Source organism: Sphingomonas sp. SRI_018, from assembly GCF_057586275.1.
The window spans coordinates 1-24,753 of sequence record NZ_JBYCZO010000008.1 but is presented as its reverse complement, the minus strand read 5'-3'; the positions used below and the strand labels follow the sequence as shown (position 1 = coordinate 24,753).

Annotated in this window: 20 protein-coding genes; 13 read left to right on the top strand and 7 right to left on the bottom strand. The window is 61.0% G+C overall.

Going from position 1 to position 24,753, the window contains the following annotated elements; translation table 11 throughout:
* The first annotated feature begins 13 nt into the window (after nucleotides 1–13).
* The 4 genes from AC2YHA_RS19380 to AC2YHA_RS19365 all read left to right on the top strand — a co-directional run bounded on the left by AC2YHA_RS19380 (nucleotide 14) and on the right by AC2YHA_RS19365 (nucleotide 7,293).
* Nucleotides 14–3,703, top strand: a complete 3,690-nt coding sequence (locus tag AC2YHA_RS19380) for a TonB-dependent receptor (protein WP_487402960.1) — start codon at nucleotides 14–16, stop codon at nucleotides 3,701–3,703.
* Nucleotides 3,703–6,090 (top strand): CshA/CshB family fibrillar adhesin-related protein, encoded by a 2,388-nt coding sequence (locus AC2YHA_RS19375; protein ID WP_487402959.1) that lies wholly within the window; start codon nucleotides 3,703–3,705, stop codon nucleotides 6,088–6,090. Before AC2YHA_RS19380 ends, AC2YHA_RS19375 begins: the two co-directional genes overlap by 1 nt.
* A gap of 127 nt (nucleotides 6,091–6,217) precedes the next feature.
* Complete coding sequence (locus AC2YHA_RS19370; protein ID WP_487402958.1) at nucleotides 6,218–6,895, top strand: PilZ domain-containing protein; 678 nt, start codon at nucleotides 6,218–6,220, stop codon at nucleotides 6,893–6,895.
* Between the two features lie 89 nt (nucleotides 6,896–6,984).
* Nucleotides 6,985–7,293, top strand: a complete 309-nt coding sequence (locus AC2YHA_RS19365) for an antibiotic biosynthesis monooxygenase family protein (RefSeq protein ID WP_487402957.1) — start codon at nucleotides 6,985–6,987, stop codon at nucleotides 7,291–7,293.
* Between the two features lie 57 nt (nucleotides 7,294–7,350).
* Here the strand turns inward: AC2YHA_RS19365 and AC2YHA_RS19360 are convergent, their stop codons facing one another.
* Genes AC2YHA_RS19360 through AC2YHA_RS19340 form a run of 5 tightly spaced genes read right to left on the bottom strand, consistent with a single transcriptional unit; the run spans nucleotide 7,351 to nucleotide 12,737 of the window.
* A complete protein-coding gene (locus tag AC2YHA_RS19360; protein WP_487402956.1) occupies nucleotides 7,351–8,379 on the bottom strand; it encodes a Csu type fimbrial protein in 1,029 nt (342 codons plus the stop codon).
* Nucleotides 8,376–10,772, bottom strand: a complete 2,397-nt coding sequence (locus AC2YHA_RS19355; protein WP_487402955.1) for a fimbria/pilus outer membrane usher protein — start codon at nucleotides 10,770–10,772, stop codon at nucleotides 8,376–8,378. The genes AC2YHA_RS19360 and AC2YHA_RS19355 overlap by 4 nt, the downstream gene beginning before the upstream one ends.
* A gap of 15 nt (nucleotides 10,773–10,787) precedes the next feature.
* Nucleotides 10,788–11,585 (bottom strand): fimbrial biogenesis chaperone, encoded by a 798-nt coding sequence (locus tag AC2YHA_RS19350; protein WP_487402954.1) that lies wholly within the window; start codon nucleotides 11,583–11,585, stop codon nucleotides 10,788–10,790.
* 24 nt (nucleotides 11,586–11,609) lie between these two features.
* Nucleotides 11,610–12,158, bottom strand: coding sequence for a Csu type fimbrial protein (locus AC2YHA_RS19345; RefSeq protein ID WP_487402953.1), 549 nt, complete (start codon nucleotides 12,156–12,158; stop codon nucleotides 11,610–11,612).
* A 33-nt stretch (nucleotides 12,159–12,191) separates the two neighbouring features.
* Complete coding sequence (locus AC2YHA_RS19340; protein ID WP_487402952.1) at nucleotides 12,192–12,737, bottom strand: Csu type fimbrial protein; 546 nt, start codon at nucleotides 12,735–12,737, stop codon at nucleotides 12,192–12,194.
* 394 nt (nucleotides 12,738–13,131) lie between these two features.
* Between AC2YHA_RS19340 and AC2YHA_RS19335 the strand changes: the two genes are divergently transcribed.
* The 5 genes from AC2YHA_RS19335 (at nucleotide 13,132) to AC2YHA_RS19315 (ending at nucleotide 17,176) form a co-directional block, all read left to right on the top strand.
* A complete protein-coding gene (locus AC2YHA_RS19335; RefSeq protein ID WP_487402951.1) occupies nucleotides 13,132–13,887 on the top strand; it encodes a LuxR family transcriptional regulator in 756 nt (251 codons plus the stop codon).
* Nucleotides 13,888–14,032: 145 nt separating this feature from the next.
* Complete coding sequence (locus AC2YHA_RS19330; protein WP_487402950.1) at nucleotides 14,033–14,644, top strand: acyl-homoserine-lactone synthase; 612 nt, start codon at nucleotides 14,033–14,035, stop codon at nucleotides 14,642–14,644.
* Nucleotides 14,645–14,655: 11 nt separating this feature from the next.
* Nucleotides 14,656–15,528, top strand: coding sequence for a phytanoyl-CoA dioxygenase family protein (locus AC2YHA_RS19325; RefSeq protein ID WP_487402949.1), 873 nt, complete (start codon nucleotides 14,656–14,658; stop codon nucleotides 15,526–15,528).
* Nucleotides 15,525–16,142, top strand: coding sequence for a GntR family transcriptional regulator (locus AC2YHA_RS19320; protein WP_487402948.1), 618 nt, complete (start codon nucleotides 15,525–15,527; stop codon nucleotides 16,140–16,142). Before AC2YHA_RS19325 ends, AC2YHA_RS19320 begins: the two co-directional genes overlap by 4 nt.
* A 101-nt stretch (nucleotides 16,143–16,243) precedes the next feature.
* On the top strand, nucleotides 16,244–17,176 hold the full coding sequence (locus tag AC2YHA_RS19315) for a nucleotidyltransferase and HEPN domain-containing protein (RefSeq protein ID WP_487402947.1): 933 nt from the start codon (nucleotides 16,244–16,246) through the stop codon (nucleotides 17,174–17,176).
* Nucleotides 17,177–17,264: 88 nt separating this feature from the next.
* Here the strand turns inward: AC2YHA_RS19315 and AC2YHA_RS19310 are convergent, their stop codons facing one another.
* Nucleotides 17,265–17,654 (bottom strand): EexN family lipoprotein, encoded by a 390-nt coding sequence (locus tag AC2YHA_RS19310; protein WP_487402946.1) that lies wholly within the window; start codon nucleotides 17,652–17,654, stop codon nucleotides 17,265–17,267.
* On the opposite strand from AC2YHA_RS19310, the gene AC2YHA_RS19305 reads away from it, so the two are divergent.
* From AC2YHA_RS19305 to AC2YHA_RS19290, 4 genes are all read left to right on the top strand, one after another.
* Nucleotides 17,622–18,431 (top strand): RNA polymerase sigma factor, encoded by an 810-nt coding sequence (locus AC2YHA_RS19305; protein ID WP_487402945.1) that lies wholly within the window; start codon nucleotides 17,622–17,624, stop codon nucleotides 18,429–18,431. The genes AC2YHA_RS19310 and AC2YHA_RS19305 overlap by 33 nt on opposite strands.
* Entirely contained in the window at nucleotides 18,428–19,426 is a 999-nt protein-coding gene (locus AC2YHA_RS19300) for a FecR family protein (protein ID WP_487402944.1), read from the top strand. The genes AC2YHA_RS19305 and AC2YHA_RS19300 overlap by 4 nt, the downstream gene beginning before the upstream one ends.
* 97 nt (nucleotides 19,427–19,523) lie before the next feature.
* Entirely contained in the window at nucleotides 19,524–22,115 is a 2,592-nt protein-coding gene (locus AC2YHA_RS19295) for a TonB-dependent receptor domain-containing protein (protein ID WP_487402943.1), read from the top strand.
* A 6-nt stretch (nucleotides 22,116–22,121) separates the two neighbouring features.
* Nucleotides 22,122–24,200: an Atxe2 family lasso peptide isopeptidase gene (locus tag AC2YHA_RS19290; protein WP_487402942.1), complete on the top strand. Its 2,079-nt coding sequence runs from the start codon at nucleotides 22,122–22,124 to the stop codon at nucleotides 24,198–24,200.
* Here AC2YHA_RS19290 and AC2YHA_RS19285 read toward each other — a convergent pair.
* The coding region (locus AC2YHA_RS19285) for an asparagine synthase-related protein (RefSeq protein ID WP_487402941.1) at nucleotides 24,197–24,753 on the bottom strand (557 nt) is incomplete at its 5' end. The genes AC2YHA_RS19290 and AC2YHA_RS19285 overlap by 4 nt on opposite strands.

The window sequence follows — 24,753 nt, the reverse complement described above, 5'->3', positions numbered from 1 at the left end:
GGAGGGCCAGACCATGAAAAACCCGCTCCTCAATCTCACCCTCGCCAGCCTGATGGCCAGCGTCGCGATGCCCGCTCTCGCTCAGAACGGAGCGCAGATCGCGGACGATCGCACCGGCGAGAGTGGCGATGCACTCGACTGTTCGGACGACAGGTGCACGGACGACAGCGGCACCGTCTTCCGCTTGCGCACCCGCAGCTATGCGCGGCCGGTCACAAGTGGAACGAACGAACGCTCATCGTCGGAAGAGCTGCAACCCGACCGGCGCGTGACTATCGCCACCGAACAGCCAGGGCAGGCCACGGCGATCGGCAAGTTCTCGATCTCGCTGCCCAATGGCGGGGTGATCTGGGCGACCGAGGATCCCACTCTCGGTCAGCCAGAACTCTCCGTCTCGGCCCCTTCCATGGTCGCCTATGACGGCAAGCGGATCGTCGACCCGGTGCAGTTCTTCGTGCGAGGCAACTATCCCGGCTTCATCGAGAAGCTGGAGATATCGATTTATCGCAGCACCGACGCGGATCTCATAGAGCCGCTGGCGGTCATTCCGCTCGATGTCGCCGCCGTCACCCAGACGAACTGGGACGGCGCGCTCCCCGGCAAATATCGCTTCCGCACTGGCGACGAGCTCATCTATGTACTGCGCGCCTATGGCGAGAACGGCGCATTCGACGAGACGACCCAGCGCCGCCTGCAACTCGTGCGGCCCGAAGATGTCGCGCGCAACAACCAGCTCTTGCGCAACAATGTCGAGAGGACGCTCGGCACCGCTCTTACGACCCAGCAGGCGCAAACCCAGAACCTGATCGACGACGTGTTCAGCGGCAACGGCCTGCGCCAGCAGAACATCGCCATCCGCGGCTCGCGCATCCGCATCCAGGGCCGCAATCTGCCACAGAACGAGCAGCTCACGATCAACGGCGAATCCTATCCGGTCGATCTGGAACGCAAGTTCGTCGCTGAATATCTCTCGCCCATCGGCCGGCACAGCTTCGATATCGCGCTCACCGGCAATGGCAGCGAGGCGGCGCAGCATCATACGCTCGATGTGGACGTGAGCGGCCGTTACTTCTTCGGTGTCGGCATCGCCGATCTCACCATTTCGCAGAACGACATCTCCGGCTCGATCGAACCGTTCGCCAACGACCCGCGCGCGAACGACGATATTCTCGCCGACGGTCGCCTCGCCTTCTATCTCAAATCCAAGCTTGGCGGGCGTTATCTCGTGACCGCGCAGGCCGACACCACCGAGCGCGACATCGGCGATCTGTTCAAGGGCTTCGGCAAGGCCGATCCGCAGGACATCTTCCGGCGGCTCGATCCCGATCTCTATTATCCCGTCTATGGCGATGATTCGACCACCTACCGCGACATCGACACGATGGGCCGCTTCTACCTGCGCGTCGACTGGGACAAGAACCAGGCACTTTGGGGTAACTACCAGACCGGAATCACCGGCACCGACTATGCGCAATATATCCGCTCACTCTACGGCGCGGCGCTGAACTTCCGCTCGAACGGCAATAATCTGTGGGGCGACCCGAAAACGGAAGTGCGCGCCTTCGGCTCGCAGGCTCAGACCGCGCCGGGCCACAATGAGTTCATCGGCACCGGCGGCAGCCTCTATTATCTGCGCCATGCCGATCTGCTGCCGGGTTCCGACATCGTCTACCTGGAGATCAGGGACCGCACGACCGGGCGCCCGGAAAACCGCATCCAGCTCACACGCGGGGCGGACTACGAGATCGACGAGTTGCAGGGCCGCATCATCCTCACCCGTCCGCTCGCCCAGATCACGCGCGAGAATGTACCGACGCTCACCCGCGACGCGCCGCTCGACGGCTTCGAGCAGCGGCTGATCGTCGACTATGAGTGGGTGCCCTCGAGCTTCGACAGTGACGAGATCACCGCCGGTTTCCGCGGCAAGCAATGGTTTGGCGATCATATCGGCATCGGCGCCACTTATGTGGACGAGAACCGCGCCGGCGAGGATTATACCCTCTATGGCGGCGACATCACGCTGCAGGCGGGCAAAGGCACATACCTCAAGGGCGAGTTCGCCCATACCGAGGCGCTGGCTGCGCCGACCTTCTTCTCCACCAATGGCGGCTTCGACTTCACACGGCTCACCAGCACCGGCCCGCAGGAAGGCGACGCCAAGTCCATTGAGGCCCGCGTCAACTTCACCGAACTGGGCTGGGTGGCGCTCGACTGGAGTGCTGCCGCCTGGTGGCGCGATACCGATGCCGGCTACTCGACCAGCCGCTACAATACCGGCCTTCCCACCACCGAATATGGTGGCGAAGTGCTCGGCCAGATCACGCCGAACCTCGGCATCTATGGGCGGTATAGCAAGGCCGAGAGCGGCCCCAACAGCCTCCTCCAGATGCAGGGCAGCCTCGACTGGCGGCTCGACGATGCCAACAGCCTCGCCGCCGAGGTCCGGCGGGTCGAGGAGAACTCGGCCTATGCCAACGCCGATGGTATGCTCGGCGCGCTCAAATATACCCGCCGTATCGGCACGGCGCTTGATCTCTATGCCCAGGGCCAGCTGACCCTCGATGACGACAATGGCCGCTATCGCAGCAACGACATGGTCCTTGCCGGCGGACGCTACCTGTTCGGAGACCAATCGTCTGTGGGCGCCGAGGTCAGCACCGGCGATCGCGGCGATGCTGCAACCGTCAACGCCGAATATAAGCTCGCACCCGATCACACCATCTACGGCGCCTACACATATTCGACCGACACCACCGAATATGAGAATCTGCTCAACCCCAACCGCCAGAACGGATGGACGCTGGGGCAGCGCTGGCGCCTGTCCAATCAGGTCAACATCTTCAACGAGAGCCAGTATCTGAAGGAACCGACCCAGTCCGGTCTCGCTCACACCTATGGTCTCGATTTCTATCCCGCCCAGGGCTGGAGCACCGGCGTCACCTATCAGACCGGCGAATTGCGCAACCAACTGGGCGGTATCGTCGACCGGCGCGCGGTCAGCGTGCGCCTTGGCCGCACATCGCCCGACACCGACTGGCAGAGCAAGCTCGAATACCGCCGCGATACCGGCGCCGAGCGGCGCGAGCAGTGGGTCACCACCAACCGCATCACCCACAAGATCAACGAAAGCTGGCGGGTCGCTGCCCGGTTCAACTATTCGGACACGAAGGATGACATCAATCCGCTCGCCGGCGCGAAGTTCGTCGAGGGCAATGTAGGGTTCGCCTGGCGCCCCTGGAACAATACGCGCTGGGGTGTCTTCGGCCGCTACACCTATCTCTATGACCTCGCCACGCTGGGCCAGGAAGGCGGCGCGGACTATGACCAGAAGTCGCAGATCTTCTCGCTCGAGGGCGTTCACCGGCTCGATCATCACTGGGAATTCGCGCTCAAGCTGGCCCGCCGCGAGGGTGAGGTGCGCATGGGTCGCGGTTCGGGCGAATGGTTCGACTCCGCGACCAATTTCGCCGCAGGGCAGGTCCGCTATGAGGTTATCTCCAAATGGCATGCCCTGGCCGAATATCGCGTCCTCGACGTGAAGGATGGTGGCACCAGGCACGGGTTCCTCGTCGGCCTCGATCGCGATGTTGCCAAAAATTTCAGGATCGGCGTCGGATATAATTTCACCGAGTTCAGCGACGACCTCACAAACTTCGATTACGATCAGAAGGGCTTCTTCATCAACCTCGTGGGGAGGTACTGATGACCGAGAGCAGGACAGGTCAAATTGATGCAGGGATTTCATCGGGGGATACAGGGATGATGCGGGCGAAGATCTTGGGCGAAAAGCTTAGCGGGCAGCCTCTGGCGCCGCTATTCCGCTGGCTCTACGCGAGTCTCGTTGTGTTGATCGGGTTGGGCCTCGCCGCCGCTCCGGCAAGAGCGCAATATGCGACCGGCGGCAGCGGCATCTATCGGAACCAGATCATCTGGTTCGACTGGGGCAACCAAAATGCCAGCATTCCTGCGGGCGGGACATCTGTCACAAATACCAGCACCGTCGCCGGGCAAACGCTGAGTGTTACCTGCTCGCTCAGCAACATTTCCGGAACAAGTGCTTTCCCTCAGCTCCTCACATATAGGCCGGGTCTCTATTTCGAGGATGGTCTGGACGATCTCTATAATATCGGCGGCACTGATACCGCGAACACAATGGACATCGGTCTGATTACGACGGGAGCCGGACAGACAGCCGAGTTCGATTTTACCTGCAGCGCTACCCTCAACGGCGTAGCGTTCAACCTGGACGGTCTCGTTTTCGCCGATGCCGAGACCACCAGCGTCGGCGAATATACCCAGGCGACTTTGCCAGCCGGTTCGACGATGCGGGTTATCGAACGCACCCGAGCCGCAGGATGCACCACAGGATACAATGTCAACCGGAGCGGCTCGCTTTACACCTATTCAACCCTCTCGCCCTATTACTGTCCTGGCAGTGATCCGGCGCCAATGGCCATCAATTTTATCGACGGGGCGTCGGCCGCGCATATTCTCCTGAAGGGCGGTGGCCGCCAGGCGGTTGCGTTGGGAGTGATGGTGAACGTTGCCGACTATGGCGACGCGCCGGCAAGCTATGGAAACGCCGCTCACCTTCCCCAGGCGACCTGGACCGGTGGCGAGGTTCCGTCGGGCAATACCAATGTCTTTGCCAGCGGCTTTACGCTCGCGTCCCTTGTGCCTCCGACGACCGCGATGCTCGGCAGCCGCGTCGACGTCGAGAACGCACCCTGGTACAGTGTAACCGCGACAGGTGACGACACCAATGGCCAGCCCGATGAAGATGGCGTGGCCGCAGGCGCCCTCGCTATCATTTACAGGTCGCAAGCGGGACAGACATATTCCGTTTCCGTGGCCTGCGTCGGCAATGCGCCCACCGCGGGCTGGATCGACTTCGACCGGAGCGGTGCATTCGACGCCGACGAGCGCTCCGCGACTGTCAATTGCAGCGGCGGCAGCGCGACCCTGACATGGACGATTCCCGCCGACGCCGTAGCCGGACAATCCTATCTGCGTATCCGTACCGCTGTTCTGGCTTCCGATATCGCAAGCCCGACCGGCATCGCCGGATCCGGAGAGGTTGAGGACTACGCGCTCACCATCGCCGATCCGCAAATCCGGGTTGCGAAGATCACGCTGGGCACCGACGGTGGTCCGTTTGGCTTCACCACCACGAACACCGTCGCACAGCCGGAGCCTATCACCACGAGTGCCGCAGGCGTCGCCGTGATCGGCGCGCCGGTACAGATCACCGATTTGGGTGCGTCGGTCGCAGTGGTCGAGGCAACGATTCCGCCCGGCTGGGGGATGACCGGCCTCGCTTGCACCAACGCCGGTGGGGGCGCGGTGTCGGGTGTCATCTATGACGGCGCGGCCCGGCGGGCCACGATCCCGGCAAGTGCATTGACGCCTACCTCGGACATCACCTGCACCTTCACCAACGCCAATCTCCCCACGCTCGCGCTCGCGAAGACCTGGGTGAATGCGGCGCTCAACGATACCGCAACCCTGAATTCCGCGGGCGGCACGAATAATCCGACACTTTCGTCAACGGCCGATACGCCCAATGAAACCGATACCGGGATTCCGCTTAAGGTGGACGTCGGCAACAGCATCTCACTCAGCGAGGCGCTGGGCGGAAGTAATGTCGGCGTCTATGACGCAAGTGCATGGAGCTGTACGGGCGGCACGCTGTCGGGCAGCACGCTTACGATTGGGGCTGGGGATGCTGCGCTCGCGATCGTCTGCACAATCACCAACACCCGTCAGCAAACCGACCTTGCAGTCGTCAAGACCGCGACACCCGATCCGGTCCGCAGCCGCAATCTGGTGAATTACACGATCACGGCAACCAATAACGGCCCGAACGCCGGCAGCGGAGCGGTTATCCAGGACTTTCCGGACACAGCGGTCGATTGTCTGGATCCCGCCCCGGTTGTCGATTGCCTCGGAAGCGGTGGGGCGGTCTGTCCCTCACCGACCGTACCGGTCAGCACGCTGACGGGAGCAGGCGTCACGATCCCGACCTTCCCGGTCGGTGGGCAGATCGTCCTGACCTACCAGTGCAGGATCAACGCCACGGGCCTGCCATAAAGGATCGTGTCTCCCGAAGAGCGCACACATGAGAATGTGACTGAGGTGACACAATGTAAGTCAAGTTACCGGCCAGTTCGTTGCCAGGCAGGGTTCACGCGCCGGTGCCTCATGATGGGAGGAGAGTATGATGGATGGATCGTCATTTTCCCGTGAACCCCACGAAGCTCTTCCCGCTAGCGATCGCGAGCGCCGTAGAGGCAATCGCTTACGTACGATTTGTCGCGTCGCCCTGATCACGCACGCAGGTGATGTTGGCCTTTGGCGGGTGCGCAATATCTCCGACACCGGACTGATGCTTACCGCCAGCGTGCCGATGCATAGCGGCGAGACAATTGAGGTCGGACTTTCAGAGACCGTTTCGATCGCAGGCAGGATAGTATGGGCTGAGAAAGGAAACTGCGGCGTTGCGTTCACGCAGAAAATAAACGCCGCTGAGCTGCTTCATTCACTTGCCGTCGAGCAGCGCGCCAAACGATATCGCGCGCTACGCTTGCCGATCGAAGCCGAAGCGGCTCTGATTGCCGGAACAGTGCGATATCGAATAGTACTCGTCAATCTCTCGCAGCACGGTGCCAGCTTTCACGCGAACGGGGACGTTAAATCCGGCCTCGAAGTCGACCTGTCACTATGTGGCGGGAAACTTAGACGACGAGCACTGATCCGCTGGACCAGGGCGCAACGGGGCGGTCTCTGGTTCAGCCATCCTCTCAGCCTCACCGACCTCGAAAGCGTCAAGCGCCTGCTGCGTGGGTCGTCCGATATGGACGTCACCCCGCCTTCTGGCTATCCCGCACATCTCTGATCCACACGTGGCCCCAGTTCATGGGAACAGCATCGCTAACGACGGATGCGCCGACACCAGAATATTCGGACCGGTTGAGGGATTGCGTCTTGTATCTCAATATTTTTCGTCACCACAAAAGTTCGGATATCGACACAGAGGCTCATGCCGCCGATGCCGATCGAATGCAGGCACTCGCATCCCGGCAGAAGGGATTTATTTCCTATCGCAGATATTCCGGGACGGACGGCGAGGCGTTGTCGATCTCAGAGTGGGAGACCGAGGAAGATGCCCGGGACTGGGCGCGGAACCCCGAGCATCTCGCTGTGCAGGCACGAGGTCGGTCCGACTATTACGAAAGCTACGTCGTCTATTCCTGCACCGACCCCACAGTCAGGCATTTTCAGCGCCGTCGCTGAATTTATGTAAGATATGCGACAACCGGATTTCCACCGGCGCCGTCACGCATCATTACGCTAAAACTGGATATCCAGTACGATCGTATCGACATATTGCCCGACTGGCGGAGTTGTTTGAGCCGGATCGATCCGTGCTCCATAAGTGAAACCCTGCTGGGTGATGCCGTCATAAATGTCGGGATTGACCTGCGCCGACGCGCTGCTGAGGCGTTCCGAACCGTTGCTGCCCCAGCGAATGCCCGATGAGGGTGCCTGATATATTTCGTAGCGCAGATAATCGTTCGTGGCGGCGCGGCGCATCCGTCGCCATCCGCCATCAAAGTTGTTTCCATCGCTCAGACCCACACTGTAGCTCGCCCCGGCGCTGCAGCGGATATTGATCGTGCCGGCTGCCTCCGCGAAGCTTCCTGCGAGGGGCGCGCTGCCGAAATCGAGATCCGGCGCAGCGATCGCGCAGTCATTCTCGACGATCATGGTCACGCTCATCGTGGTGAGCACGCCGCTCCCCCAGTTGAGCGGTGTGAACAGGATCGGCCGCACGAAGCCCGGGCTTTCCGAAAAGTCGCAAATCACGAGCAATCCAAGCGTGCAGACCGAGAAATACCAGCGCAGATTGACGGTTCCGCTGTAGATCCCCGCTCGCAATCCGGGCTGTGCCTGTGTCTTCACATAGAGCGGCAGGCTGCCTCCCGGCCCCGAAAACAGATTGAGAAGCTGGAAGCTCGTAAAATCGAACTCGGCACCCGCAGGGATTGTCGTACCGTTCTCCGTTGCCGAGATCGTGAACGGGATGGTCTGATTATCGGGACCGCCGGTGAGCTGGAATGTCGAGCTTTCAACCTTGACCTTGATGTAGGAGGTGCTGAGCAATGCCAGCGGCGGCTCGCAGGTAAGACCGCCGGCACCGGCGCTTTCCTGCGTGCCCGATGCCAGTTCAAGCGAGCTGTGGCTGCCAAGATCGGCGTCGCTGCCCGAAACCGTGCAATATTTGAACGTCTGCGCGATGGCAGGCGACGGAAGTGCGATGACCACGATGCAGGCAAGCCAAAGCCACGTCCACAGCTTTGTCATGATGCGAATGCTCATGGCTTGTTCTCCACCTGGCAGGTCAAGGGCCCGACGCGGCCAATCTGATCAGACATCTGCTCAAGGTCGAACGACGTAGCGCAGGAGCCACCATCGGGCAGGGTTATGATGAGGGCATTCCGAGGCTGAAGACCTTCCAGATAGGCAATACCGTCCCAGCCGACATAAGCGCCGGGCACGCCGTTGACCATAACGGCGGCGCCGACCGGAAGTGGCTGGCCTGCCCCATCGTGCAGGGTGACGGTTGCGGCAACGACACGAGATACAGGGAATTCAAGGAGGTAGCCGCTTCCGCGTCGCACGGCGATGCGTTGGTCCACGATAGGTGTCCCCACCGCGGATGGCAGTCCAAGGGGGTCGATGCTATATTTGGCCCGATAATAGGAACTGGCCCATGGCACCAGCAGATGGCCGCCGGCATCGGTTTTGCCGATCAACTGGTTCTCGTAGCGCACCGGTACGTCCGGCTCACCGCTGGTACTGACGACCGCAAAGGCGTCGTTGATCCGGTTCGCAATGAAGGTCGATCCGTCCATCATTGCGATGGAGCCACTCGCGCCGGCCCAGCGCGTATAATTGCCGTCTCCACCATAGATGCCGCCGCGCAGCTGCATCAGATCGTTTCGCCAGGTGAGATCGGCCTGAACGTAGCGCTCTGTCTTGCTGCCCTCGGCATAGCCGAGACTCCACCCGATACCGCCATCGCTCGGCACGCTACGATTATAGTTGGCGCGCCAGGAACTGCCCCGGGCCGCGCTATGCTCATATCCGCTGCTTGCGGTTCCGCGATTTCGACCGAGCGGTATCACCAGCTGCAGCGCGGCCGACCATTTGCCGGTGCCGATCTCGTGATTGCCTGAGGCATAGACGCTTGCGTTCTTCCAGAGTGGCAAGCCCCATGAAAGATTGGCGAGACGCGTTCGCGTTCCGTCACGCGCGCGCGTATCGAAATAGCCCGCGCCCATACTCCCGAAGCGATCCAGAGAGAGGCTCCCGGTTATCGACGTGCTGCGTCTGCTCAGGCTGGATGTGCTCGCGCCATAGACGGACAGATCGGCAAAACCCTCGCTTCGTCTGCTATGCAAAGCTGCGATACTGAATTTACGCGCGTTATACTGGTATCCGATCGTCCATTGATTGCCGCTGCGCCCTCTGTACCGGCTCTGGCTCCAGGACGAGCTGACCATGCCGATATTGCCAAGGCTCGCCACACCGCCGATGCCGGCCAACCCGAACTGCCGGCCAGCTTCGCCATGCAGCTCCAGCGTGAGCCAGTCGGTCATACCGCGCCGGAAGGACGCACTCGCCGCAGCAGAGCCGTAGGAGAAGTCCTTCAACCCATAGTCCTGCCGGACAAACCCTGCCGCCGCCGCGAAGTCGGACAGCCCGGTGCGCAGCAGGGCATTGCTGACATAAAAGGGGATCGTGGTGGACACCTGCCGCCCCAGGGCATCGGTGACCACGACAACAGCCTCGCCCGCACCGTTGATGGATGGGATATTGGTGAGAGTAAATGGTCCCGGCTTTATCTCTGCGTTGTCGGCGCGATAGCCATCTATGAAGAGATCGACCGTCGAGGGAACGGCCGCTTCACCTGCGAACTGGGGAAGCGGATAGGTGATGATGTCGGGACGTATCGCGAAGTCACGCGAAATCTGGGCGCCGCCCAGACGCACGGTGCTGCCCCAGTTCAGGCTCCGGGTAAGCAGATCCCCCGCCTCATAGGTCAGCATTCGCTGCTCGTCGGAATAGCGCCAGTAGCTGTCATAGCGCCGAAAGCCATCCTGACCACCAGCACCTGACACCGCCCGGAATACGCCGGTCGTCGAGACGATGCCGAAAGATCCGAAGGCGCGCAGTTCGTTCCATACCGAAAGACTGGTCGCTCCCCGATCGGAGTCGCTGGCATAGACATCATAGTTGATCAGCAGACCCGGACTGCTGCGGGCGGGCACATAGTCATAACGTCGGTCGCTACCAATCTGCTGCTCCGGCAGCCATGCGGTCGGAGCACGGATCATCAGTCGCAACGTGGTCGCATCATATTCGACGCGCAGGCCGGCGATGTCATCGGCAGCAACCATCGCGGAAGCCTCGCCCTCGACCGGAATACCGACACCGCGCAAATCGGCTGCGGCCACATGATAGTGACCGCCGCGCAGGAGAACCGGAACGATCTTGCCGGTCGGAAGCCCGTTCACGACCAGCTCCAGATATAGCTTCACCTCGTCGAGAAGCTGTTCTCCTCGTGGCGCGGGAGGAAGGGATGAGCCGGACCAGGAATCGCGAGCGAAGGCCGAACCGGCGAGGAGGATCGTGGACAGTCCCGCCGACGCCATAAGCCCGAGCAGCCGCTGGCAGTGTATCTCCTCGAAGGCGCTTCGCTTTCGCATGGAGCGCGTCCGGGTCTACTTCGCCAGCACGATCGCCAGCGCTTCCGGGCCGCCATTGACGGTTGCCATCAGGGTGGCATCCGCCGCGACCGCTTCCGGCAAGGGGCGACGCAGGCTTGACCCCGCCAGCACATAGCCGAGCAATCCCTCGGCCAATGTCGTCACCTCGCCGCCATGCCTGAAATGCACGCCGGTCAGGCGCGCATGGACCCGGCCGGTATTGCTAACCTCCAGATATCGCTCTGCGTCCCGGCTGACGATCCGCCAGGCAAGCTCCGGTTGCCCGGCACCCGCCGGATTGCGTTGACGGTCCGCTCTCGGTTTCCACCACAGGCCCTCGCCATAGATGAACAGCGGAATGGAATAGCGGAACTGCAGGCGGACACCGACCGATGGAGCGGTTTCTTCGACTGACGCGGGCCTGGCATTTACGGGCACTTCGTCGATCAGCACCCTGAATGCCCGTTCCACGCCCGGCGGCACGGGAACCGTTCGGGTCAGCCGAACCATCTGGCGCTTTCCGGGCTCGATTCTGATCATCGGCGGCGTGCCGACGATCTCCTCCTGATCCGCATATCGATCTTCGCCATCGACCTGGGTCCAGGCGAGTATCCGCACCTGCAGCAACGATGCTTTGGGCCCGCGATTTTCAAGCCAAAGGGCCACCGCTTGCTGATCATGTTCGATGACAGGATCGACAGGCCAGACAAGAATTGCGCCGGAAGCATGCGCCGGCGTTGCGGGCGCGAGCGCCGCGGACAGGAGCAGCAGCGCACCAAGGCAAAGTCTTGTTCCCCACGGCATGGCAGTCATTCTCCCCCAAGGAACCGACCACCATCACCAGGTCAGGGTGACCAGGACAGTGTCGGTATATGTTCCCGCCGGGCTCCCGCCGGGCAGCGAAACCTGCGCGTAAACGGGCAATTGGACGTCGTTCATGTCGGCCGCTGTCACGAGGATCGATCGATCCTGATCGATCAGAATCTCGTCCGTCATCCCCGCATTGGCGTAGAGGTGATATTGGAGTCGGTCGGCGGGCGACGATCCGAGTTGCATGTTGCGATTGCCGCCGCTCGCGTGCTGACCGCCGCCAAGCTTCAGACTGAGCGATACACCCGGCGTGCAACGCAAAACGATCGCCTGGTTCACCCCAAGCGCGGCATTATGTGTGGCGGTGGACAGGGTGGTGTCCCGGCCAAAATCCAGCGTGCCGATCAGACCAGCATCGCCGCTCGTGCCAACCCCATCGACCGCGCATCCCGCGACGATCGTCGCCGACACCTCGAACGTCGCGCCTGTATCGGCCTTGGCCGGACCTGACATGCCCATAAAAGCCAATAAGCCGAAGAGCACCAGCCCCGCATATTGCGCTGGAAGGCGAGGCATCTCGTTGACCCGCCGTTCTTCACACCTCGCGCGTCAGAGTTCCAACACGACGGTGACGGTGTCGTTATAGGTGCCCGCGATTAGCCCCGCGGTGCCATAAGCGCGGCCATTGACGGTGATTGTCTGTTCAGATCCGTCGTTGGAGAGCGCAACGCTATCGCCATTGTTGATTACAGTCGTATCGTCGTCACGCAGTAGATTGTAGGAAACATACTGCGTGGTGGTGGAGCTATGCTGCATCGCCTTGTTGCCAGCACCCGAGGCATTGGCATCGTGTAGACCGGTCTGAAAAACAAGGTTGGGGGTCACTCCCGCGGTGCATTGGACGGTAATACCGGCGCCCGTCCCCGTAACTTGGGCACTGACTTCGGAAAACAGGGTTGTCTCGGTTCCGAAATCCAGCGTGCCAAAATCGGCGCTACCGGTATCGTCGGCTACATTCGTGCCATTGATGACACAGCCGCTTTCAAGCGTGATCGTCGCATCGATTGTCCCTGTAATGTCGGCATGCGCCGTGCCGGGAATGGCGAGCACCGCGAGGCCCATCAGGGCGGGAGCGACCTGCTTAATCATAGCCATACCTACTCCTTTCCTAAACGCACACCAGTTTCCTTCAATATACTTAGAAAACGTGATGGGAGATTATTATGTTATTTCCCACATCAAATTAAGGTGACATCGATTCGTTAAGGAGGTGTTATGATCATTCACAGCCCGATCTGTCTCGGACCCAAGTGCGGTTTGGAGTCAGCGTCTCCAGCATGTTTCGATCACGGCAAGGAAGGGAGTTCGGCGATGGAACTGCCATAATAGTTATCCTCCGGTCTATTGGAGTCCGCAGGGATCACATTTCGAGCAAAAGCGATGCAATGGGTATCGAGGGTCAGAGGAGTACTGACCAACCGTATACCGTTGAAGGCGATTTGCATGGAAAGCGGGTTGGGCGCGCGCCAGCGATCGAGCGTTCGATACTATGCGACTGACTTTGATTGAGGAACTCGTATCCAGGATATCCGAAGCCCGGAACGAGCAACAGCTCTATGAGACATTGCGGTTAGCGACATCGCGCCTGGGCTTTGACCATTTTGCGCTCGCGCTTGAACGCAATCCCGGACGGTCGGAACGAACCGCGTTATTGCTGCACGACTATCCAGATGAATGGGCCAAGGTGTATGAAGGGTTTGACCTTGGCGGTAAGGATCCGATCCGCCGGGCATGCGGACGGTCGATGACCGGCTTCGAATGGCAGCATCTCGACAGATTTGTCCCCATCACCCGAGGAGATCGTCAGATGCTCGCGGTTGGGCGGGATCATGGGATAGCCGACGGCTACACGGTGCCACGGCATCTTCCCGGAGAGGCAAGCGGATCCTGCTCCTTTGTCATTCGCTCGGAATCTATCTACCCGCGATCCCTGCTGCACGTTGCCGAAATGGTCGGAGCATTCGCACTGACCAGGGCGAGATACCTGGCAGGAAACATCTCCGAGACAGTGAAATGTCCGGCATTGAGCGAGCGGCAACGAGAATGCCTTCTCTGGTCAGCCCGCGGCAAGACCGCCGGTGAAATTGCAACCATTCTTGGCATCAGTGAAGAGACGGTGATTCAACACCTCAAGATAGCCCGTGAGCGTTACGATGTGCACTGCAGACAGGCGTTGATCCTGTGCGCCCTCTTTGACGGGCTCATCAGCTTCGCAGACATTTTTCGCTGGTGGCGGCAAAAATGACACTGCCCTTCCATCCAGCCTAAAAGAGCAGCGCCGCAAAACCTGGCGAGAAAATGTCCCCGCCATCCCCTCTTCTTGGTATGTCGGGGCTGCCCGGAGCATGATCTGATCGAAAGCGTCCACCACGCTTTTCAAGGATACAATCATGCTCGACACGCTCACGCGGGCGCCGCTGGCGCTCGACGATGCTGCCTTGCGCGCCATGTTCGCGGCGCGCAAGCAGGTCTTCATCGATCTCCTCAAATGGGATCTGCCCGCGCTGGCCGATGCGTTCGAAGTCGACCAGTTCGACGACGAACAGGCCGAATATCTCATTCTTCTCGACAGGTCGGGACGCCACCGGGCCTCCGCCCGGTTGTTGCGGACCGATCGTCCGCATATCCTTGGCGATCTCTATCCCTATCTTTGCGACGGCCCGGTCCCGTGCGGACCCACGACGCGGGAGATTACCCGCTTCTGTCTCGACCGGAACCAGACGGCAAGCGAGCGCCGGTCGGCGCGCAACCAGCTCGTCAGCGCGCTCGCCCTCCATGCCCTTCGCCATGGCATCACCGACTATACCGGCGTCGCCGAGGTACGCTGGCTGACGCAAATCCTGCAATTCGGCTGGTGGTGCGCGCCGCTCGGCAGGGCGGTGCGCGATCGCTGCGGTATGCTGTCGGCGCTCCATATCCGGATCGACGAGCATACGCTGCCCGGCCTGAAGGCGACCGGAACCTATGAGCCGATCACGCTCATCGCGGCGGGGCATTGGTAGGGAGAGGCATGATGACCGGTATCGCAACCCCCGCCGACCGGTGGACCGAGCAGTTGCTCGACCAGGGCTATTGCATCATCCCCGACGCACTGCCGGCGGCGGCGATCGCGGCGCTCAACGCCGATCTCGACGCAGTCTTCCAATCGACACCATTCGGCCAAGGCCGCTTCTATGGCAATCGCACCAAGCGGTTCGGCGGGTTGCTCAAGCGTTCCCCGCATGCCCGGGCGCTCGTCCTCCAGCCAACCATTCTCGCGATGGCCGAGGCGATCCTGGGCGAGGCGTGCGACTGTATCCAGCTCAATGTCGCGCAGGCGATCGAGATACATCCCGGCGAACCGAAACAGTTCCCGCATCGCGACCATGACATGTGGGCCGGTGCGAAGGGCGACCATGAATATCTCATCAACGTGATCTGGCCGCTGACACCTTTTCGCGAGGAGAATGGCGCCACGCAGATCTACCCTTATAGTCATGGCGGGGCAGGTATGGAGAAGGCCGGCCCCGGCGAACCCGTTGCGGCGACATGCGAACCGGGATCCGCGATCTGCTTTCTCGGCTCCACCGCCCATGGCGCTGGCGCCAATCTGACGACAGCGCCAAGGCGGGCGGTCGTCGTCGGGTACAGCCTGGGCTGGCTCAAGCCTTACGAAAACCAGTGGCTGGTCTATCCGCCCGAGATCGCCCGAACCTTCCCGCCGGAACTGGCGGCGCTCGCGGGCTATGTCCAGCATCGCCCCAATCTCGGCAATTATGAAGGGCAATGCCCCTCGATCCTGCTGGGTGACAGCGTTCCGACCCATATCGGCGCGGTCGATGCGCTGCGGCCGGACCAGGCGGCGATGCTGGAAGCCTATGCCGAGACCGGGGTCATTCCGGCATGAGCCCGGCCCATGTGCTCGAGCCCACCTATGATGCGATCAAGGACAGGCTGAAGGCCGGCTTCTGGCCGCCCGGCTTTCGGCTCGAGTCCGCCCGCCTCGCCGCCGAGCTGGGGGTCAGCATCACGCCGGTGCGCGACAGCCTCAACCGGCTCGCCGGGGAACGGATGGCCGAATTTACCGCGGGCGTCGGATTTCTGGTTCCGCGGCTGGGTGAAACGGACATCCGGGACATGATCGGCCTCAATCATCTGCTGATCAGCGAAGCCCTGAACGCTTCGCAGGACAGTGAGCCCGCGATCGCCGAGATCTATGACGATCTCGACCATGCCGAAAGGACGGCGAGGCTGTTTCTCTCGATCGCGGGAATGAGCTGCAACGCGGAACTGGTGGCGGCGATCCGGTCGCTGAACGACCGGCTCCATGTTCTCCGGCTGCTCGAGATCCGTTTCCTGCCGCCCGCGCGCGAGGAACTCGCGGGGCTGATCCGCGCCGCGCATCGCAAAGCCCCGCCCGCGCGCCTTCGCACCCGGATCGAGCGTTATCACATGACAAGGCAGCGAAATGCGGCCGCCTTCATCCGGTATTGGAGCGGCCTGCTGCAGGCGCGCGGCTGACAGGCCGTCCGGCCGGAGCGGCAAGCTCGATGATCGCGCATGCCCGTTCCCGCTCCACCAATTGCAGTGGATATTCGTGGTCATGTTGCTAGCATGTTCCGATGCGGACAGGCCTTGACCATCTTCCCGCGCAGAAACAGCGCGAACTGAATTATGCGGTACAACTGATCTTCGAAGAGTTCGAGGATGCGACGGCGCTGGCCAAGCATCAATGGCGGAAGCGCGGCCGGATCGAGAAGATCGTGCTATACGGCAGCTATGCGCGCGGCGGCTGGGTCGATGAGCCGCATACCGCGAAGGGCTACAAGTCCGATTTCGACCTGCTCATCATCGTCAACGACAAAAGGCTGATCGGGCGCGTCGATTACTGGCTCAAGCTTGAGGACCGGCTGAACCGCGAGCTGGCGATCACCAAAACCCTCAAGACCCCGGTCAACTTCATCGTCCACACGCTTCAGGAAGTGAATGACGGCCTCGCCCACGGCCGCTACTTCTTCATGGATGTGCGCCGCGACGGCATCGCGCTCTATGAGTCCACCGACACCGAACTGCACGTCCCCAAGCCGAAGACGCCGGAACAGGCGCTGGCTATGGCCCAGGAATATTATGAGGAGTGGTTCCCGGCAGCACAGAAGCGCTTCGAAGGCGCAAAATTCTATATGGAGAAGGGATACCAGAAGGACGCCGCCTTCGACCTGCACCAGGCGACCGAGCGTCTCTATCACGGCATTTTACTGGTCGTGACCTTCTACACGCCCCATGTTCACAATATCGGCTTCCTGCGCACTCAGGCCGAGCGGCTGGACCGGCGCCTCGTCGACATCTGGCCGCAGGAGCGCCGGTTCGAGCAAGCCGCCTGGCAGAAGCTCAAGGAAGCCTATGTGAAATCGCGCTATTCGAAGCATTACAAGATCAGCGACGAGCAGCTCAACTGGCTGGCTGCCCGCGTCGAGGCGCTGGGCGCGGCTGTCCACATGATCTGCACCGAACGCCTTGCCGCCCTCGAACAGGAGGTCGCGCGGGAGGGATCGTGACCCGGATGGGCCGGGCCAAAAGCGGCCCGGTCGCCGCCTCGCGGCGATAGAGCCCGGCGGCCGAAGGCCGGCCCGCCCCGGTTCCCGGCTACTCCTTGCCGCGAAACTTCCGGAAGCGTTCCTTGGCATCGGCCTGCTGGACCGCCAGATCGGCGTTGGCGCATTCGTCGCCGCGCACCGAACCCTCACGGCAACCGGCGACCAGCTCGCGCGCTTCATCGAGATGGGCCTCGAAATAGGCCGTGCTGCGCGGCTCCGCCTTCCCGCAGGCCGCCAGCAAAGCCGTCGTCGCCAATGTGCCCGTAATCAACATTCTCGTCATGAACATGCTCCCGCTGTGCAGCCCGATCGGCATCTTGGCGATAGATTCCATAGCCTTGGCTGCGATTGCAACGGCGTTTCGGCCCGCGACGCCTTTCCCTTGCCTTCCGGATTCGTTCCGGCCATGTTCGTGCAGCGCGGCGAACTTTCTGGCCATCGTTCGCGCTCAGACAAGGCCAGGCATCATGAACGCCGGTCCATAAGGGACAGGCGGCCGTACCGGGCAAAGGCGTCTCAAAAAGACAGTCTGACGGCGGCACAGCGCTGGAAATGTGACAGGCCGGATTGCCGGCCTTCGCGTGCTGCTGCCCGAAAGCCGAGCGTGTCTTCCTCATCCTCTCCGCCATTCCTCAACGGCCGTCCGCCGCGATCGGTGTCGTCGGGCTGCCACAATAGCCCCGCAACACCGTTCGGGCCATCGGAGCCGGGCGAGCGTCCACCGGCGGCGAGCCTGGAGGAGACATTCCGGACCGAACGCGACCGGTTGCTGCGCTATCTCGGCAAGCGCGCCGGACATGATGCCGCCCCTGATCTCGTGCAGGAAGTCTTCGCGCGCGCGGCCAGCAGCCAACAGGCCTCGCGGCTCGGCAACCCCGCCGCCTTCGTGAAGCGCATCGCCCGCAATCTCCTGATCGACCGGGCGCGGCGGCGCGCGGCGAACAATGTGATCTTTTTCCCCCTGGATGAGCAACGCGACATGGCAACGCCCCCCGAGCAAGGCTGGAGCATCGAGGCGGCGGACCTGCTGCGGCTCTATGAGGACGCGGTCGAGGGCCTGCCCGAGAAGACCCGCCGCGTGTTTCTGATGCACCGTGTCGAGGAACTGAGCTATCGGCAGATCCATGAACAATTGGGGATCAGCATCGCGACCGTGGAATATCATATGATGAAGGCGCTGGCGCACATCGCCCGGTCGGTGGATGCGGCACGATGAACGACAATGAGCGGCAGGCCGCCGAACGCCGGGAGCAGATCGAGGACAAGGCGATCGAGTGGTTCGTGAAGATGCGCGGCGAGGACGCCGCCCAGCTTCGCGGCGCCTTCGAGGACTGGCTCGGCGAGGCGCCCGAACATCGGCGCGCCTACGAATGGGCGCAGACGCATTTCGGGCAGGCAGAGCGGCTGAAGGCGTCCAGGAGGCTGAGCCGATGGGGCCTGTCGAAGCCCCGGACATGGCTGGCCGCCGGCGTGGCGGCCGCTGCCGTGATCGCGCTCGCCGTGGTGATGCGCCCCGCGGACGAGATCATCCCCGTCGCCCCCGGACCGCCTATCGCCCGGACGGGCAATCCACTGAAGACCGGACATGGCGAGATTCGGACCTACAGCCTGTCGGACGGCTCGAAGGTCACGCTCGATTCCGACAGCCGGGTCGAGGTCGCGATGAGCGAGGAGGGACGGCGGCTGCGGCTGCGTCGGGGCAAGGCGCGCTTCGCGGTCGCCGCCGATCCCCGCCCGTTCGTGGTCGAAGCCGGTTCGGGCGCGGTCGAGGCGAAGCAGGCGGTGTTCGACGTCGGCTATGGCGATCGCGAGCAGGTGCTGGTCCATCTGGTGTCGGGCCAGGCCGACATCCGCGCGATGGCGCAGCCGGCCGTCTATACCGTACCGGCACGTCCGCTCCTTGCCGGACAGCCCGTCCACTATCCGGTCGGGACGTTCCGGCCGGAACCGGTGATCGACACCGGCACCGACCGCCGCGACTGGCCCGAGGGCTGGGTCGAATATCGCTCGGTCCCGCTCGATGTGCTGATCGCGGACGCCAATCGCTATGCCGACCGGCCGATCGTCATCGATGACGCCGAGACGGGTGCCCTGCGCGCGTCGGGCCGGTTCAAGCTCACCGACACCGACACATTCGTGTCGCGGATCGCCGAGGTGTTCGACCTCAAGATTTCGCACAAGCCGGACGGCATCCACATCCGGCGGCGATAATTATTTCGCGGGGCGGCTAAGGTCGCCCCGTCCCCTGCGTCAACAGCCCCCATGAGCGAGCCGGACAGGTTCGCCTTCCAGAACATCAGGGGGCATTATGACGGGGAAGCGAGTTCGTTCGATTGCGATATTGTTGGCGGGCGCGGCCTGCGCGGCCATGCCGGCCGCGGCACTGGCGCAGGATCGCGAGGCCCGGCAGTTCGACCTGCCGGCGCAGGATCTGGGCGACGCGCTGCGCACTGTTGCCGCTGAGGCCGGTTGGGAACTCTATGCGTCCGCCGAGGATGTGAACGGCGTCACCGCTCCGCGCCTGCAAGGCAGGCTGACGGCCCGCCAGGCAATCGAGCGCCTTCTCGCCGGAACCGAGCTGCGCGCGCGCTTCACGAAGGGAGCGGTGATCATCCGGGGGCGATCGGTCGCGGCGGTAGCCGATGAGGATGGTGGCGAGGAAATCGTTGTGACTGGAACTCACATTCGCCGGGGCGAGACCACCTCACCCGTTCTCGCGGCGCGCCGCGAAGAAATCGAGAAATCGGGCCGCTCGAATCTCGGAGACTATATTCGTGATGTGCCTCAGAATTTCACGGGAGGGCAAAATCCAGGCGTTCTGGGTGGCGGCTCGCAAGGTGGGAGCGACAATCTTGCGTCGACTTCGACGCTGAATTTGCGAGGGCTCGGTCCTGACGCCACTCTGACGCTCATCAACGGTCATCGCGTAGCATATGATGGAGCGCTACAGGGCATCGATATTTCGGCCATTCCTTTAGCAGCACTTGATCGGATCGAGATCGTGGCGGATGGCGCGTCTGCCCTTTATGGCTCGGATGCCGTGGGCGGCGTCGCGAATGTCATCCTCAGACGAGAATATGAAGGATTGTGGACTTCGGCGCGCATTGGGGGCACGACAGCGGGCGGCAATTTTCAACAGCAATATAACGCTGTCACCGGCGCAAAGTGGGACGGCGGCGCATTCATGATTGCGGGTGACTTCAACCGGTCGACCGCAGTCATGGCTAATCAGAGGTCATTCACGAGGTCGCGGGATCCATCGACAACCCTGCTGCCTGCGCAGCAACAGTATAGTGGCGTGGTTAGCGGACATCAGACGATCACTGAGCAGATAATGTTCAAGTTTGATGGGCAGTATAGCCGTCGCACCAGCCATGCATCGAGTCCATTGACAGTCGACGCGCCCGCTACAACCAGCGGCTATCTTATTGATCCACGAGTCGAAAGCTATGCCTTCACCCCGTCTGTGGCATTCTCGATGGAGAATGGTTGGCAGATCGATCTGGGTGGCACCTATAGCCGGAGCATCACCGACGTCACAACTCAGACATTCAGTGCTGCGGCGCTCGCGTCTGTTACGCATGTCAACTACGACAATCGCCTAAGGTCGGTCGATTTGCGGGGGAGCGGTCCCTTGGCACATTTGCCGGGAGGTGATCTCGAGCTTGCAGCGGGGGCCGGTTACAGGCACTTTTCGCTTGATGGCCAATCGCAACGCAGAAGCACATCGACGACGACCCAGCTCCTCAACATTGATCACAATGAGAAGGTCTTTTACACTTACGGCGAACTGGCAATCCCTATCGTCGGCTCAGAGAACAGACAGAGTTTCATCGAGTCTTTGCAGCTATCCGCTGCGGTTCGGTATGAGCGGTACGATGGTCTCGCGAGCGTCGCGTCGCCCAAACTCGGATTAATTTATCGCCCGACGTCCAATATCGTAATCAAGGGAGGCTGGGGCAAGTCTTTCAAGGCGCCAACTTTTTATCAGAGATACCGCGTCTACCAGGCACTTCTCCTTCGCGCGTCGACGTTCGGCGTGACTGGAGCAAACGCAAATCTTCCCGTACTATACCTAGCAGGGGGCAATCCGGATTTGCAGCCCGAGCGCGCGAACACCTGGAATATATCAGTGGCGGTCAAGCCCGCCCCATCGCTTCGGATCGAAGCCAACTATTTTAATGTTCGATACAAGAACCGCGTAGTTGATCCGATTACTTCAGTCTTGGGGGCGCTCGACAATCCGATTTATTCGGATCTCATTGTACGAAATCCAAGTCCCGAACTGCAGGCTGCATTGATTGCACCTGCGACCAGTGCCCTTGGTCTCCAGAATGTAACCGGTGCTGCCTATGATCCCACGACAGTCTATGCGGTGGTCGATGCACGTTCGCAGAACACGGCATATCAAAATATCCAAGGTGTCGATCTCAATCTTAAATATGGGTTGTCGATAGGCTCCGAAGGCAATTTGGATTTCACTGCCGCCGCCAGCTACATTTATAGTGATCGCCGATTGCTGGCAGATCAGGCGACAACGCCGGATGCCGGCGTCATCTTTCGTCCTCCGCACTGGCGGGGACGAGGCGGAGCCACCTTTGAGCAGAACAATGTCTCCATATCCGGCTTCGTGCAATACACCGGCGGCGTGCTCGATAACCGTCTTTCGCCAGACGTAAGGGTTGGCAGCTTCGTGTCAGTGGATTTGACGGCCCGCATTTCTGGCTCGGAAATTTCTCGGATATTCCGCGGCGTCGACCTCACGGTCTCTTTGGCCAATCTCTTCAATGAAAAGCCCGATGTCATTCGCAGCCTGTCGGCGAATGATCCGACCTATGATTCGACCAACTACTCAGGTCTGGGACGTTCGATCAGCCTGACATTCGCGAAGCGGTGGTGATCGCCGGTGCTGAGATCGCTTTTGGCCGCTTTGGCGGCAGGCTTCGCGCTGCTTACGCCGTTCGCGGCAGCCCATGCCGCTTGCGACCGACTTGATTGGTCAGTCCTATCTCTTCCCGATCATCGAGCCCTGACCCCCGATGATCTGGTTCGCATCCGGGATGTGGGGCCGAACGGCGACGATCCCCCCTCCCAGCATCTCTTCTCATTTTCCCCTGATCACCGTTCGGTCGCGCTTCAGATCCGGCAGGCCGATCCTGAGAACAATTCATACTGCCTGGGGATCGTAATAATTTCACTGCACAGCGATGCGAAGCCCCGTTTTGTCGACGTTGGCGGCGAACTAATCCTGCGTCCGGCCGATGATAGCGTCTATCCGATCAAATGGTCGGGTATTCCATCGACGGTCACACCAGTTTGGACATCCGATGGGAAATCGATCCTGTTTCTCAAGCGCACTAACGGCGTGACCAACGTCTGGCGCGCCAGTACTGCCTTCACCCGGTCATCCCAACTCACCGCCTTTTCCCAGGACGTGAGCGATTTTCGATTGATCGATGATCGCCTCATTATCGCGAAGCTTCGCGGCGATGGAAGTGCCATGAAAGAAGCTTTGGATAGAGAAGCGCTGGGCGGCTATCACTTCGACAGCCGGTTCGTACCCATGATGTCGAGCAGACCCTATGCTGGGGTCGCTCCCGCACACATCATGCGCGCGATCGATATGCGAACCGGAACTGTCAGGGAAGCAACTGCGCAGGAAGTCAGCGCATTCTCGAATTCTGATCGCACGGTAACGGACCCAACGGAATCGCCAGCGTCCTGTACCTCAGCGCGCCGAGCAACAGATAACCGCCTTCCATCCTCATGGCGGGTAGAACAAATATGTCCCACGGGCGCAAAGACCGTTTGCACGCAGGCGGCATGCAACGGGAATATTATCACCGTCTGGGAGAATAACGATGCAACCATCGTCCGCTTCCTGAAGCAGGAGGGATGGGCGCGGAGCGAATGGACAATCTATGAATGGAACATTGCTGCCGACAGCGTTCGGAAAATTTACTCGACCCAAGCACTTCTGACGGACTGCCAGCCGCTGACCTCTGACGATATCATTTGCCTGAGGGAAACAGCTCTCGAACCGAGGCATCTGGCCAGGCTCGATTTGCGGCGAAATGGTCTGTCCATTATCGCAAATTTCAATCCCGAATTCTCTCGGCTGGAACTGGGTCGTGTTGAACGTCTGACCCTCCGCAGTGACGCTGGCATTGAAGCTTTTGCCGACCTCGTGTTTCCGACCAATTTTCAGGTGGGCAGGCGCGTTCCCGTTATCATCGTGCAATATCAATCGAGGGGATTTCTCCGGGGTGGCACCGGCGACGAGTTTCCAATCCAAGCGTTTGCCAACAACGGCTTTGCCGTCTTGAGCATGCAGCGCCCCATGCCTGTGGGGGCCTTGAATCGCCCTCGCGACGCCATTGCAATTGATCGCGTCAGCCTGCTGGATTTTGCCGACCGCAAAAGCGTCCTTTCGGTCATCGAGAAGGCCGTGGCGATCATCGTTGATCGCGGCATTGCTGACCCGTCATCAATCGGAATTACTGGGCTGAGTGACGGGTCATCGACCGTACAGTTTGCGTCTCTTCACAGCGAGCTATTTTCAGCGGCCGTGGTCAGCGGCTGTTGTTGGGAACCTGGGCAGGCAGTTCCACTGGGACCGCAAACGGCACAGCGTTATACGGCGATCGGATGGCCCGACAGTAGCGAGATCGCCGAAACATTCTGGAAGAATATTTCCATATCGAGGAACGCAGACCGGATTCGTTTCCCTTTTCTCTTCCAGATGGCCGATGAAGAGTATCAAATGGCCCTGCCGAGCTTCATTGCTCTTCAGGAAAAGGGAAAGCCAGCCGACCTGTTTGTTTACCCTGACGAACATCATGTCAAATGGCAGCCAGCTCATCGGCTGTCTTCGTATTGGAGGAGCATAGACTGGTTCAATTACTGGCTCAGGGACGTGCTTCCAGCCGCTGGCAGGAGAAGAGCGGAAGCCTTGCGATGGCAGGCCTTGCATGGCGGTGCCTAAAAGGCAGGCTGCAGATCGTCCTGAGACCAGCCTCGGACCCAAGCCTCCGTGTCCAGGAGAGATAATATTCGAGCGTAATCTGTTCCGCGCGCCAAACCCTGCTCGGTCAGAGCAAGCTCAAGTTCAGGACGGTCGATCAGGCTATGTTTTACCAGCTCGCCATCCAGAAGCCGTTCGCGGACTTCGGGCAGATTTGCCCGAATGATCTGAATTGCGAAGGCGTCAGGACCGCCTTTCTCGCGTCGGTTGTACACAGATTTTGGGATATCGTTCATAAAGGCCCGCCGCGCGAATGAACGGTCAAGACCATCTGCACAGGCCTCCCAGCCGGGGATCGCGAGGCAAGCTTCCACGATCGGTTGCGACATAAGAGGATGAAGCTGAGGGACAGGTATGCGACGGTCTTGCGCTTCTGGATACAAGTGGGCGCGAACGATCATCGCAATATGGGCCGCCTTGCCCGGCAGGCAACTCTCCGGCCCGTGGAGCCACGGATGGTCGAGCGGCACTGTTTGCAACTCCGCTACTAGGCCCGGCTCCAGAAATCTCTGGT

What these genes read in the sequence shown, in the direction of transcription:
- AC2YHA_RS19380 (WP_487402960.1), top strand. Translation starts at nt 14, where the DNA reads ATGAAAAACCCGCTCCTCAATCTCACCCTCGCCAGCCTGATGGCCAGC.
- AC2YHA_RS19375 (WP_487402959.1), top strand. Translation starts at nt 3,703, where the DNA reads ATGACCGAGAGCAGGACAGGTCAAATTGATGCAGGGATTTCATCGGGG.
- AC2YHA_RS19370 (WP_487402958.1), top strand. Translation starts at nt 6,218, where the DNA reads ATGATGGATGGATCGTCATTTTCCCGTGAACCCCACGAAGCTCTTCCC.
- AC2YHA_RS19360 (WP_487402956.1), bottom strand. Translation starts at nt 8,379, where the DNA reads ATGAGCATTCGCATCATGACAAAGCTGTGGACGTGGCTTTGGCTTGCC.
- AC2YHA_RS19355 (WP_487402955.1), bottom strand. Translation starts at nt 10,772, where the DNA reads ATGCGAAAGCGAAGCGCCTTCGAGGAGATACACTGCCAGCGGCTGCTC.
- AC2YHA_RS19350 (WP_487402954.1), bottom strand. Translation starts at nt 11,585, where the DNA reads ATGACTGCCATGCCGTGGGGAACAAGACTTTGCCTTGGTGCGCTGCTG.
- AC2YHA_RS19345 (WP_487402953.1), bottom strand. Translation starts at nt 12,158, where the DNA reads ATGCCTCGCCTTCCAGCGCAATATGCGGGGCTGGTGCTCTTCGGCTTA.
- AC2YHA_RS19340 (WP_487402952.1), bottom strand. Translation starts at nt 12,737, where the DNA reads ATGGCTATGATTAAGCAGGTCGCTCCCGCCCTGATGGGCCTCGCGGTG.
- AC2YHA_RS19335 (WP_487402951.1), top strand. Translation starts at nt 13,132, where the DNA reads ATGCGACTGACTTTGATTGAGGAACTCGTATCCAGGATATCCGAAGCC.
- AC2YHA_RS19330 (WP_487402950.1), top strand. Translation starts at nt 14,033, where the DNA reads ATGCTCGACACGCTCACGCGGGCGCCGCTGGCGCTCGACGATGCTGCC.
- AC2YHA_RS19325 (WP_487402949.1), top strand. Translation starts at nt 14,656, where the DNA reads ATGACCGGTATCGCAACCCCCGCCGACCGGTGGACCGAGCAGTTGCTC.
- AC2YHA_RS19320 (WP_487402948.1), top strand. Translation starts at nt 15,525, where the DNA reads ATGAGCCCGGCCCATGTGCTCGAGCCCACCTATGATGCGATCAAGGAC.
- AC2YHA_RS19315 (WP_487402947.1), top strand. Translation starts at nt 16,244, where the DNA reads ATGCGGACAGGCCTTGACCATCTTCCCGCGCAGAAACAGCGCGAACTG.
- AC2YHA_RS19305 (WP_487402945.1), top strand. Translation starts at nt 17,622, where the DNA reads ATGTTCGTGCAGCGCGGCGAACTTTCTGGCCATCGTTCGCGCTCAGAC.
- AC2YHA_RS19310 (WP_487402946.1), bottom strand. Translation starts at nt 17,654, where the DNA reads ATGGCCAGAAAGTTCGCCGCGCTGCACGAACATGGCCGGAACGAATCC.
- AC2YHA_RS19300 (WP_487402944.1), top strand. Translation starts at nt 18,428, where the DNA reads ATGAACGACAATGAGCGGCAGGCCGCCGAACGCCGGGAGCAGATCGAG.
- AC2YHA_RS19295 (WP_487402943.1), top strand. Translation starts at nt 19,524, where the DNA reads ATGACGGGGAAGCGAGTTCGTTCGATTGCGATATTGTTGGCGGGCGCG.